Source organism: Kribbella antiqua (assembly GCF_004345665.1).
GTDB lineage: Bacteria > Actinomycetota > Actinomycetes > Propionibacteriales > Kribbellaceae > Kribbella > Kribbella antiqua.
The window spans coordinates 607,328-619,390 of sequence record NZ_SLWR01000001.1; the positions used below are offsets into that span (position 1 = coordinate 607,328).

Sequence of the window (12,063 nt, forward strand, 5' to 3'; positions counted from 1 at the left end):
GAGAGGGCGACTGCGGATCAGCGGAAGTCGCGGGATTTGGTGGGGGCGGTCAGGGGGAGGCGTTCGAGGCGTTCGGCGGTGAGGTTGGTGACTTCGCCGGAACGCTCGACCCGGCCGCGGATGATGAGGGCACCGGCGGTGCGGGCGACGGTGGCGTGGCGGTGCCAGCAGCCGACGGAGATGACGATGTTGGCCATACCGGTCTCATCCTCGAGGTTCATGAAGGTGACACCGGAGGCGGTGGCCGGGCGCTGGCGATGGGTGACCACACCCGCCACCCGCACCTTCGCTCCAGGCTCGGCCTCGCGGAGCTGCGCGGCGGACAGGATGCCGTCGGCACGGAGGCGGTCGCGGACCCGCTGGATCGGATGGCTGGTGGTGGTGATCGAGGTCGACCACAGGTCGGCCATGTCGGCTTCGATGTCGGTCATCCCGGGCAGGGTGGGTGGTGGCCCGGCCGCGGTGATGCCGGCCAGCTGACCTGGCCGTTCCTCGGCGGCCCGGCCGGCTTCCCACAGCGCCTGCCTCCGCTCGAGGCCGAAGCAGTCGAAGGCTCCCGCGGTGGCGAGCGCCTCCACCTGGGCCGCGGTGATCCCGGTACGGCGGACGAGGTCGGCCATCTCGGTGTACGGGCCACCGCGATCGCGCTCCTCGATGATCAGCTTCGCGCCCTTCTCACCGATCGTGCGGACCTCCGACAATCCGAGCCGGACCGCGAACGCGCCGTCGCGCCGGTGCCGGGTGGTATCGAACGGCGCCTTCGGGTCGAACGGACCGACCAATGGTTGTGGGTCGACCAGGCAGTCGGGCGTTCCGGTCGGTCCGTCGAGTTCCTGGCCGTCGACCAGGACCTCGAGGGTCGCGTCGACGCCGGAGAGGTGCAGGTCGGGCCGCCGTACCTCGACACCGTGGCGGCGGGCGTCGGCGACCAGCGACTGTGGCGAGTAGAAGCCCATCGGCTGGGCGCGGAGAAGAGCGGCCAGGAAGGCGGCCGGGTAGTGCAGCCGGAGCCACGTGCTGGAGTAGACGAGCAGGGCGAAGCTGATCGAGTGCGACTCGGCGAACCCGAAGTTCGCGAAGGCTTCGATCTTGTCGTAGATCTCGTCGGCCAGCTCCCCGGTGATGCCGTTGCGGGCCATCCCGTCGTACAGCTTCTCCTTCAGGGACGAGATCTTCTCGATCCCGCGTTTGGAACCCATCGCCCGCCGCAGCAGATCCGCCTCGTCGCCGTCGATCTCCCCGACCGCCATCGCCATCTGCATCAGCTGCTCCTGGAACAGCGGCACCCCCATGGTCCGCTCCAGCACCGGCCGCAGCTTCGGGTGCAGGTAGGTGATCGGCTCCTCACCGGTCCGGCGCCGGATGTACGGATGGACCGCACCGCCCTGGATCGGGCCGGGCCGGATCAGCGCGATCTCGGTGACCAGGTCGTAGAACTTGCGGGGCTTGAGCCGTGGCAGGGTCGCCATCTGCGCGCGGGACTCGACCTGGAACACCCCGACCGAGTCCGCGCGGCACAGCTGGTCGTAGACCCCGGCCTCTTCCTTCGGGATCGTGTGCAGCGACCACTCCTCGCCGAGGTGGTCGCGGACCAGTTCGATGCAGTACTGCAGGGCGGCCAGCATCCCCAGCCCGAGCAGGTCGAACTTCACCAGCCCCATCCAGGCGCAGTCGTCCTTGTCCCACTGCAGGACCGTGCGGTTCTCCTTGCGCGCATGCTCGATCGGCACCACCTCCCCGACCGGCCGCTCGGTCAGCACCATGCCGCCGGAGTGGATGCCGAGATGCCGCGGGAACTTCAGCAACTCGGTCGCCATCGTCACCACGCGCGGTGGGATGTCGTGCTCGGTCGAGGTGATCTCCGGACTCCATCCGTCCACCTGTTTCGACCACGCGTCCTGCTGGCCGACCGAATACCCCAGCGCCTTGGCCATGTCCCGGACGGCGGACTTCGGCCGGTAGCTGATCACGTTCGCCACCTGGGCGGCGTTGCGGCGCCCGTACTTGCCGTAGACGTACTGGATCACTTCCTCCCGGCGATCCGAGTCGAAGTCGACGTCGATGTCCGGCTCCTCCGTCCGGGTCGAGGCGAGGAACCGCTCGAACGGCAGGTTGTACAGGATGCTGTCGACCGCGGTGATGCCGAGCGCGTAGCAGACCGCGGAGTTCGCCGCCGATCCCCTGCCCTGGCAGAGGATCCCGTGGTCATGGGCGAACCGGACGATGTCCTCGACGATCAGGAAGTAGCCCGGGAACCCCTTGTCGTCGATCACCTCCAGCTCGCGCTCCAACCGCTCGTACGCATCCGGCCGCTCCGCCCGCGTGCCGTAGCGCTTCGCGGCACCCTGGAAGGTCAGCTGCCGCAGCCACGACATCGGCGTCTCCCCCTCCGGCACATCCCGCAGCGGCAACTTCGGCTTCGCCCGGCGCAGGTCGAACGCGATCTGGTCCGCGATCGTCACCGATCGCGCCACCGCCCCCGGGAACCGGCTGAACCGCTCGGCCATCTCCGCTCCCGACCGGAGGAACGCCGCACCCGCCGGAGGCAGCCAGCCGTCCATCGAATCCAGATCCCGCCGGGCCCGCACGGCGGCCAGCGCCGCGGCCAGCTTGTGCTCGCTCGGCACGGTGTAGTGAACGTTGTTCGTCGCCACCACGGCCAGACCTCGCTCGTCGGCCAACTCCGCCAGCGCCCGGTTGCGGGTCGAATCGGTCGGCAGCGCGTGATCGATCAGCTCCACCACCACCCGGTCCTTCCCGAACAGATGCGTCAGCCGATCCAGCTCCCGCCCGGCCGCGGCCGCGCCATCGGTCTCCAACGCCTGGCGCACCAGGCCTTTGCGGCATCCGGTCAGGATCAGCCAGTGGTCACGACCGACCTTGGCCAGCTCCTCCAGGTCGTACATCGGCCGGCCCTTCTCCCCACCGGCGAGCTGCCCCTCGGTGATTGCGCCCGCCAACTGGTGGTACCCCTCCTGGCCCTCGGCCAGCACCAGCAGGTGACCGCCCTCCGGATCCGCGACGCCGTTCTGCGGGCCGGTCAGCCCCAATGACAGCTCCGCACCGAAGACAGTGGGCAGCCCGTACGCCGATGCGGCCTCGGCGAACCGGGCAGCGCCGTAGAAGCCGTCGTGATCGGTCAGCGCCAGCGCGTGCAGCCCCAGCTCGACCGCGGTCTCCACCAGCGCCTCCGGCTGCGACGCGCCGTCCAGGAACGAGTAGTTGGAGTGCACGTGCAACTCGGCATACGGAACGACGTCTGTGGCCGGACGCTGTTTCGGACGGTGCGGCACGTAGGGCCCGCGATGCTGCGACCAGGCTGGACTGTCGCCACCATCTGCCGTCACCGGACGGCCGCCGTGACTGTCTGGCCGTGACCGGTCCGACAGCTTGCGCTCCAGCTCCGACCACTTGATCGGCGGATTGTTGTAGCCCATCACACACACCTCCCGTCGATGACAAGACTAGAACAAATGTTCGAAGAAGCGGTAATCTGAAAACATGCTTGGGCGGTTCACGGTGCGACTGGCCGACGACGGATCGGACAGATTCGGCGTCTGGGACGGCGCGGTCAACGGGTGGCGGGCAATCGGGATCGACGACGAGACGGAGGCGCACCGGATAGCCAGCGATCTCGACGTCCAGTACGACGCTCACGGTCCACGCCCGGCCGACGCTGTACGGCGGGTGGAGCCGGCCCAGCCGGTGCAGCAGGCCCAGTGGCAGGACGGCGAACTCGACGTCTGGATCCGCGACAACGGCCAATGGCTCGGCCGCGTCCGCGACGAGAACGGCCGCGTCACCTGGATCCCCGGCACCGACCTCCGCCCGCTCTGAGAGCCGCTCAGTCATAGGTCGCTTCGGCGTGCCAAGTCGCCTGGCGGAGGGTGAAGAGCCAGGCGCGGGTGTCGGTGGTGACGAACTGGAAGCGAGCCTGACGGGATTCGGCACTGGCATCCCACCAGCGCTCGTCGGCCAGCCACGGACCGGCCCAGGCGGTGATGTCGACCCGCGACCCCGACCCCACCCGGAAGGCGGCAGGGGCTCCGGAGAGGACACCGCGGGCACTGACAGAGACCTGAGTGCCGTCCTCGGCGAAGACCTGCGCGGGCAGCGGCGAAGGAAAGATGGTGGACGGCGTGAGCGCGGCGCCGATCGACCCCGGCCACGGCTGGTCCGCCGGACGGGCCGGCACCGGGCGGTCGCCCCACGGGACCAGGGTCTGACGTTCCGCTGGTCCCCGGCCGCCGCCGACCACCACCGACGCGACAGCACCATGGCCGAGCATGCTCTGGACCCGGGACAACGCTCGGTGAATCCGCTCGTCGGGTCCACCACCCCAGAGACCGTCCACATGCGCACCGACCGGGTCGACCTGATCAGGGACGAGCCGGAGCCGTACGACGGCAGACGTCAGCTCGCTGGTCGCCGTACCGCTCCCCTGCAGTTGCCAGCGCACCCGGTCCACCACGTCGGCCGGAGTGAACCAGCGTGGGTGCAGCCACTCGCGCTCATGGATCCGGCCGGACTCGGTGCCGACTTCGACCCGGAGCGTCGTACACACCACGCCGAGCTCGGTCAGCCGGGCGATCAGTTCGTCGGCGACCGCGCGGACCGCGAAGGCGACTTGGTCGACCCGGTCCACGGCCGGCTCGAAGTCGAGCGTGCGGGTCAGTTCGGGCGGGATCTCCCGGGCCACCACCGGACGGTCGTCGTACCCACGGGCCAGCCGGTGGGCGAAGGCGCCGTCGGGGCCGAAGCGGGTCAGCACCTCGGTGCGCGGCAGCTGGGCGAACGCGCCGAGCGTCCGGAGCCCGAGCCGGCGGAGCAGGTCGGTGAGCGCGGGCCGCTCGAGGGTGTCGATGCTGAACGGCGCAAGGAACTCCGGGGACTCCCCCGGCGGCACCACCAGGATCCGCGTCCGCGCCGAACTCGACCGAGCCGCCTGCTCGGCGGCGAACGGGCCGTCGGCGATTCCCACCCTGCTCCCCGGCACGTCGAACGTCTCGAGCCGGTCGAGCAGCTTCTCCGCCGCCGCGGACTCAGTGCCGTAGAACCGGGTCGGGCCGCGCGCCTTCAACGCACACATGCCCGGGCGGATCACCTGGATGCCCGGGGTGAGCGCCTCCAGGCAGCCGATCACCGGATCGAACGCGCGCGCGTCGACGACCGGGTCGTACTTCAGTACGACGAGCTCCGGGCATCGCGACTGCGCATCCCGCGCGCGCAATCCTCGCCGTACGCCAACGGCCCGGGCAGCGGCCGAAACCGCGAAGACCTTGCCCTTCTCCAGTACGGCGATCGGCTCGTCCGGGGAATGGCCGGCCGCCACCGCGGCCGCCGTCACCGGCCAGTCCGGCACCCAGACCACCATCGTCCGGGTGAGCATCAGCCCACCGCCTCTTCCTGCCACTCCCCGATCGAGTGGACGGGCTCGACCGAGCGGATGGCGCCGTCCGGCCCCGGCAGCCAGAGGTGGTGCCGACGCGGACGTACGGCGGCTCTACGGCCAGTCACGACGACAGTCGCCTGTCTGGCGGTGAGCAGGCCTTCACCGACACCCAGACCGGTCCAGACACTGCTCTCCACTTCCAGCCGGGCCTCACTACCCGGCCAGGAGCCGACCGCGATCAGCACTGCTCCACGCGTCCGCAGGCGGGCCGCCAGCCGGGACGCCTCCCCCGGCGTCACCTCACCCGGCGGACGGACGACCACCACGGTCAAGGCGTCGACCAGCGCGGCGACGACGCTGAGCCAGTCGTGCCCCGGATCCGGCACCAGGACCAGGCGGTCGAGGTCGACTCCGAGCCCACGGGCCGACTCCGCGCCGAACGACGGCAGCCCGACCACTCCGCACCAGGCACCTTCCGCGGACGGACCGGCCATCAACGCCGTCACCAACGCGGTCGATCCGCGCACCGAGTACGCCGAACCGCCGCGCAGCCCGGCCCCGGACAGCAACTCGGAGACGGCCGGCAACGTCGGCAACTCCCGGTCCGCCTTCGCCGTATCCAGCGCCTGCTGCACCCGCGAAACCTCGGGCGCCTTCTGTTCCTTGGCCCGGGCGAGCAGCATCCGCGCCTGATCCAGCGCGGTAACCTGCGATCCAGGCCGCGCTCGACCGACTGCCGAAGTCCCCGTCACCCTCCCATGTTCGAACACATGTTCGATCCATGTCAATTGCATAGGGTGGGGTTCATGCCGAGGACTATTGCCACCAAGACCAAGGTCGAGCTGGACGGGTTGCTGGAGTTCGTCCGGCCGCGTCATCACATGCTGTTGATCACCACCAGGGCGGACGGTACGCCGCAGGCGTCGCCGGTGTCGGGTGGGGTCGACGAGGCCGGCCGCATCGTCATCTCGTCGTACCCGGAGCGGGCCAAGAGCACCAACGTGCAGCGGGATCCACGGACCAGTGTCGTGGTGCTGTCGGACGACTGGAACGGCCCGTGGGTGCAGGTGGACGGCAGCGGCGAGGTGATCGAGCTGCCGGACGCAGTGGAGCCCCTGGTGGAGTACTACCGGTCGATCTCCGGAGAGCACCCGGACTGGGACGAGTACCGGGAGGCCATGCGAAACCAGGGCAAGTGCCTCATCCGGATCACGCCCCAGCGCTGGGGCCCACTGGCAACGGGCGGCTTCCCCGCCCGGCTGGCCGACTGAGTGCGCCCTGAATGCGCCCTGAATGCGCCCCTGAATGCGCACAGTCCTGGTAATAAACGCACACCCGGACGACGAGGTCTTCGCCACCGGTGCAGCCACCGCCGTCCTGAGCGACGCCGGATGGCACGTCGTACTTCGTGTTGCCACACAAGGGGTCGGCGACGCAGCGGACAAGCTCCAAGCGTCGTGCGACCTCTTGGGCATCGACGAGTGGGACTGGCTGAGTACAAAGGACCGCTGGGTCGACGACGGCGGCCGTAGCGGACCGCAGACTCTAGCGAGTGCGGACCCCAGTGAGGTCGCAGCCGCGGTACAGACGGCGATCAGCGAAGTCTCACCGCAGCTGGTGCTCACGGTCGGGAGAGACGGCCTCACCGGGCACCCGGACCACATAGCCATCTCGCAAGCCGTGCAACAGCAGCCGATTCACGCGTTGGGAGCACGGCTGCGAGCCCAGGACGTGCAAGCCGGCTACCAGCTACTCCACCAATTGCTCCCCGGCGAGCAGGTGGGCTCAGGCCTCGTCACTGGTTGCACCGACGACCTGCAAGAGATCACCGGTGCACCAGAGACACGACGTCGACAGGCACTGGACCAGTACTACAACGGCCTTGGTACGACTGACATAGCCGAGCTGGTAACGACGTACGGCAGACGCGGCGACTCCCTGCTGCTGAGAGCGGTCTTCGACGCGAGCGGGTGGCACACCGACCGGTTCGAGGTGCTCAGTTCTTCTGGTAGCGGCGTTCCATCGTTTCCGTGATGCGCTGCATCGCGCCTTCGAGGTGTTCGCGCAGTGCTGCTTCGGCGCCGGCCTCGTCGTGCGCGATGCAGGCGTCGAGGATGGCCTGGTGCTCACGCCGGGTCTGCTCGATCCGTGCCTTGGTCTGGCGGGACCCGAACCGGTAGCGCTCGCTGTTCTGCCAGACCGGTTCGATCGCGCGCGGCAGCCAGCGTGAGCCGCCGGCCCGGTAGATGGCGAAGTGGAACTCGGTGTGCGCCTGCCGGGAGGCGATGTTGTCGCCCACCTTCGACAGCCGGACGTGCTCGGCGAGCGCGGTCTTGGCCAGGGCTGCATCCGGCTCGGCGAACCGCGTCGCAGCCGCGCGTACGGCGAGGGACTCCAGCGCCAGCCGGGTCTGGTGCGTGTCCTTGAGGTCCTCCATCGACAGCTCGCGGACCCAGGCGCCCTTGTGCGGCACGATTTCGACCAGTCCGAGCGCCTGCATCCGGCGCAGCCCTTCGCGGATCGGCATCTGGCTCATGTCCAGCCGCTTGGCGAGTTCCTCCAGCCGGAGCGCTGTACCACTTGGAAGCTCACCGGACAGGATGAGTTCGTGCAGCTCGGCAGCAGCTTCCTCGGCGAGCGTACGACGGCCTGTCGGCCCCCCAGGCGTAAGCTCAAGTCGTCGGGTCATCGGTTGCGGGCTGCCTCTCTCCTCCACTGCAGAACTCTGGGAGGTAACCGTAGCGGCCATCCGGGACATCTGGGGCAATCGACAACAGATTGCTTACAGAAGGCCGATTGGTCTAGCCCGTTAAGCCTGAAAGAGGCAGTCAGGGCAGCGTGCTCAGGTCCAGTAGCTGGCGGCGGTCGAGTGCTTCGCCAGCCCGCTCGGCCTGCACCAACTCGACGTCCGGACGCACTTGCACCGACGCGGTGTCCGCCAGTGCCTGAGAGACCGCACCGGGCTCGAGAGTGGTGCGCTGCAGGTTCACCGGCAGCACCCGAAGGTCCCGCCCGATCAGCTGATGCAGATCGAGCGTGGTGAACTCACCAGCCGAATAGCCCAGTACGGCGATCCGTCCGCCCGGCGTGACGTGTCCAAGCACCCCACCGGTCACCGGGCCGCCCACAGTGTCGATCGCCGCGTCGCACCACGACAGCTCACGTCCGACCTGCCCGAGCTCGTCCACCCGCACGATCCGGTCGACCAGCCCGGCTACCGCGTCTACTGGCTCACCGGCCCGCGCAAGCCCGATCACACGAGAGGCCTCGGCCGACCGTGCCACCGCTGCACACAGCCGCCCGACCAGTCCGGTGATACCAGTCACCACTACCGTCTCGCCCTTCAGCACCCCGGCAACCCGTCGTACTGCCGTATGGGCGGTCAGTGCGGGCTGCAGCAGCGCCACTGCGGCAGCAGGCTCCAGCGACGGCGGCAGACGATGTACGGCGGCATCCGGTACGACGGCGTACCGCCCCCACAGGCCAGGTCGGGTCACCCCCACGCCCTCGCCACGGACCACTACCGGTGTCCCGGCCTCCAGCACTGACGAGCTGACCACCACGCCGGCGCCTTCTGAGCCAGGCACGAACGGCTGCGTCGGCTGCTTACCACCGAGCACACTGCGGTCCTGCTGCGTCACCGCGGCCACCCGCATCTCGACCAGCGTCTCGCCGGCCGAGGCGACCAGCTCGACTTCCTCAGCCTTCAACTGCTCCCCAGGCCCGTAGCTATGCAGCACCGTGCCCTTCATAAACTCTCCCCGTTCGCAAAGATTTGATATCTGATCACACTGAGGTCCGGACGAACACCGCGTCTCACCGTGCGACGACCTCCTTCGCCAGCGGACGGGTCAGCTCCTCAGCGGCAACGGCCCGCGCAGCCGACACCGCCGAGCTGCCCATCGGGAACGGCCAGTCACTCCCGGCCAGTACCCGATCCGCGCCAAAGGTCGCCGACACCAGCTCGAGTACTGCGGCATCGTGCACCAGATCGTCGACGTAGAACCGTCGCAAGGCGGCTGCCACCGGCAGCGAGAGCGGCGAGATCCCCGGCCGTGCCGTGTCGATCCCCCGCTGCCACCGTCCGGCCAGAGCCGCTGTCACACCACCCCCATGGCACAAGCAGAACCGGATCCCCGGGAACCGCCCGGGCACATCCGCGAAGACCAGTGACGCCGCGGCGAGCCCGGTCTCGTACGGATTCCCCAGGAGGTTCGTCAAGTAGAACGACTCAAGCCGCTCGTCGTCACTGTGGCCGGGGTGAATCAAAGTGAACGCCTCCACGGCGTCCAGCACCTGCCACACCGGCTCCAGCCCCGAGTACGACGGCGTACCGATGGCGAAGCCACTGAAGACGCCCTCGCCTGCCAGCGACGCTGCCACAGCGGGTGCAGCCGGATCCAGCAGCGGCAACTGACCAAGCACCCGCAACCGCGGCGTGGCCAGCTCGCGAAGCCCCTGGTTGACCAACTCGGCCCACTCGACGCCTAGGTCGTAGCGGAACAGCCCAGGTGGCACAGAGACCACAGCACCATCCAGCTGCTGCTCATCGATCCACTGCAGCAAGGCGGCCGGGTCCGCCAGCTTCCCCAGCGGCAGCCGCTCCTTGCCGACCACCAGCGACCCGTGGTCGATCGACAGGCCGAACTCACCGCGGTGCGCGGCAGAGAGCACCGTCGGCGGTATCAGGTGTGTGTGGACGTCCCAGCCGGCCATGTCAGCGGGCGTCCTCGTCGTTGTCGTAGAACGACGGCCGCTCCGGGTAGTGCGGCCCGTCGTACACCTCGAGCAGGACGGAGGTCTCCTCGGCCAGCGTGGGGCCGTGCACGTGGCCCTTGGGGTTCCAGTAGAAGCTGCCCTTGGTCAGCGTCGTACCGGTCGGCAGGTACACGTACCGGCCGGACAGGCAGAACATGAACTGGTTCGACGCGTGCTTGTGCTCCGACGGGATCCCCGACCCCTTCTCGAACCGCACCAGCGCTATCGACGCCTCTGTCTCCGGATCACGCCAGAGCATTTTGTGGGACAGACCGGCCAGCGACTTGTCCACCCACTCCAGGTCTTCCGTCTGCACCAACAGCTCACGCAGTGGCCCGTCAAAAGAGGTCATGGCACCTCCCGGCCGGTGACGCCCCTATACAGCTCAGCAGCGACACCAGCTCGCAGCGGAGCCACAGCAGCGATGTGCCCGTCCGGCCGAACCAGTACGACGCTCTCCGGCGGTACGCCGTACCTGTTCGTCGCGATGCTTCCCGGATCGAACAGAGCACGGTCCCGCAGACCGGAGTCGTGCGGAGCGTCCCACCGCGAGATGGCGTAGTGCTTCAACGCAGGCGAGTCATTCACCGGCACCTCCGGACGCCGCCGTACGTCGGTGAAGTACAGCGCGACAAAAGAACCCCGGCACAGGTCATGAATCGTCACGCGACCACCAGGCCCCTGCAGCGCAAGGTCCGGAGCACGGTCACCAGCCCGTACGGCGGGTGGCTCGGCCGTGGTGGCCACCATCGACCAGTCCCCCTCGCCGGTCACGTCCAGCCGCACACCGAGCAGCGTCCGCGTGTACGCCGTCGCCCAGTCACTACCCGAGGCAGTCACGGCACCACGCTGGTGCGACATGTACTTGCGGGCCGCTTCGGCCATCTCGCCCGACCCGTTGACCGCTACCGGCCGCTGCTCCTGCTCATAGCCGTCCAGCAGCGACGCGTCGGCCCAGCCACGCAGTACCCAGGCCAGCCGCCACGGCAGGTTCGACGCGTCCAGAGCACCCGTGTTGAGGCCGAGCGCCCACATCGGCGTGATCAGGTGAGCCGCATCGCCCATCAGGAACACCTTGCGGTCGACCGCCCACTGCTCCGCGACCCGGTGGTGCACGTTGTAGACCACTGAGCCGAGCAGCTCGATCCGGTCCACCTCACCGATGAACTGCTTCACCTTCACCAGCAGGTCCTCGTCGCCCGGCGGCTCCGCACCCGGGCCGAGGGGGAACAGGAACCGCCAGTTGTCCGGCTGCCGGATCAGCACCATCCACTCGGACCGGTCCGCGAAGTACGCGAGGTACGGGTAGTCACGCGCGTTACTGACGTCCAGGTCGACCACGACGTCGATCAGCATGTACCGCTCGGGCAGGGTCTCCCCCACCACGTTCACCCCGAGTGCGTCGCGGATCTTGCTCCGGCCGCCGTCACACGCGAGCAGATGCGACGCCTCCAGCTCACGCGGACCGTCCGGAGTGTCCAGCTGCAGCACGACGCGATCGTCACGCACCTCGAACGACGTCAACCGGTGCCGGGTGAGTACCGGCTGCGGAAGCGCGGCGGCGAGGATTGGTTCCATCTTCTGCTGCGGCAGGTTGATCACGAACGGGAACTGCGTGTCGTTGACCAGCTCGGCCAGCTGCACCGAGGCCCGCGGGGTGTTGGTGGCCCGGTCGATGTCACCGATCTCGTCGATCCGCAGCGCCGCCGCCAGGATCTCCTCGACGCACCCGTACCGGTTCCAGATCTCCAGCGTCCGGCTGAGCGTCGTACCGGCCTTGGTGTCCGAGGACAGTACGGCGTCCTCCTCGAGCAGCACGAACGGTACGCCGTAGTGCGCCAGCCCGAGCGCCGTCGTCAGACCGATCGGACCGGCACCCACCACCGCAACGGGCAGCTGATCAGCAGTCACTC

The 12,063-nt window shown here is 68.8% G+C and carries 11 protein-coding genes; 3 read left to right on the forward strand and 8 right to left on the reverse strand.

Going from position 1 to position 12,063, the window contains the following annotated elements:
* Window positions 1-17 precede the first annotated feature (17 nt).
* Entirely contained in the window at window positions 18-3,437 is a 3,420-nt protein-coding gene (locus EV646_RS03010) for an error-prone DNA polymerase (RefSeq protein ID WP_132143615.1), read from the reverse strand.
* A 64-nt stretch (window positions 3,438-3,501) separates the two neighbouring features.
* Between EV646_RS03010 and EV646_RS03015 the strand changes: the two genes are divergently transcribed.
* On the forward strand, window positions 3,502-3,837 hold the full coding sequence (locus tag EV646_RS03015) for a hypothetical protein (protein WP_132143617.1): 336 nt from the start codon (window positions 3,502-3,504) through the stop codon (window positions 3,835-3,837).
* Window positions 3,838-3,844: 7 nt separating this feature from the next.
* Here the strand turns inward: EV646_RS03015 and EV646_RS03020 are convergent, their stop codons facing one another.
* Window positions 3,845-5,389, reverse strand: coding sequence for a DNA polymerase Y family protein (locus EV646_RS03020; RefSeq protein ID WP_241995180.1), 1,545 nt, complete (start codon window positions 5,387-5,389; stop codon window positions 3,845-3,847).
* Complete coding sequence (locus EV646_RS03025) at window positions 5,389-6,144, reverse strand: hypothetical protein (protein ID WP_241995181.1); 756 nt, start codon at window positions 6,142-6,144, stop codon at window positions 5,389-5,391. The genes EV646_RS03020 and EV646_RS03025 overlap by 1 nt, the downstream gene beginning before the upstream one ends.
* 54 nt (window positions 6,145-6,198) lie before the next feature.
* Here EV646_RS03025 and EV646_RS03030 point away from each other — a divergent pair, with 54 nt between their 5' ends.
* Window positions 6,199-6,663: a PPOX class F420-dependent oxidoreductase gene (locus EV646_RS03030; RefSeq protein WP_132143619.1), complete on the forward strand. Its 465-nt coding sequence runs from the start codon at window positions 6,199-6,201 to the stop codon at window positions 6,661-6,663.
* Window positions 6,664-6,697: 34 nt separating this feature from the next.
* Window positions 6,698-7,426 carry a PIG-L family deacetylase gene (locus tag EV646_RS03035; RefSeq protein ID WP_132143621.1) on the forward strand — a complete coding sequence of 243 codons (729 nt, stop codon included), beginning with the start codon at window positions 6,698-6,700 and terminating at the stop codon, window positions 7,424-7,426.
* Here the strand turns inward: EV646_RS03035 and EV646_RS03040 are convergent.
* From EV646_RS03040 to EV646_RS03060, 5 genes are all read right to left on the reverse strand, one after another.
* Window positions 7,389-8,081 carry a GntR family transcriptional regulator gene (locus EV646_RS03040; protein ID WP_132143623.1) on the reverse strand — a complete coding sequence of 231 codons (693 nt, stop codon included), beginning with the start codon at window positions 8,079-8,081 and terminating at the stop codon, window positions 7,389-7,391. The two genes, EV646_RS03035 and EV646_RS03040, sit on opposite strands and share 38 nt — an antisense overlap.
* A 139-nt stretch (window positions 8,082-8,220) precedes the next feature.
* Entirely contained in the window at window positions 8,221-9,144 is a 924-nt protein-coding gene (locus EV646_RS03045; RefSeq protein ID WP_241995188.1) for a quinone oxidoreductase family protein, read from the reverse strand.
* Window positions 9,145-9,208: 64 nt separating this feature from the next.
* The gene (locus EV646_RS03050; RefSeq protein WP_132143625.1) at window positions 9,209-10,108 is read right to left on the reverse strand and encodes an amidohydrolase family protein; all 900 of its coding nucleotides are present in this window, start codon (window positions 10,106-10,108) and stop codon (window positions 9,209-9,211) included.
* A 1-nt stretch (window position 10,109) separates the two neighbouring features.
* Window positions 10,110-10,502 carry a cupin domain-containing protein gene (locus EV646_RS03055; protein ID WP_132143627.1) on the reverse strand — a complete coding sequence of 131 codons (393 nt, stop codon included), beginning with the start codon at window positions 10,500-10,502 and terminating at the stop codon, window positions 10,110-10,112.
* Window positions 10,499-12,061 (reverse strand): FAD-dependent monooxygenase, encoded by a 1,563-nt coding sequence (locus EV646_RS03060; protein WP_132143629.1) that lies wholly within the window; start codon window positions 12,059-12,061, stop codon window positions 10,499-10,501. The genes EV646_RS03055 and EV646_RS03060 overlap by 4 nt, the downstream gene beginning before the upstream one ends.
* Window positions 12,062-12,063: the final 2 nt, after the last annotated feature.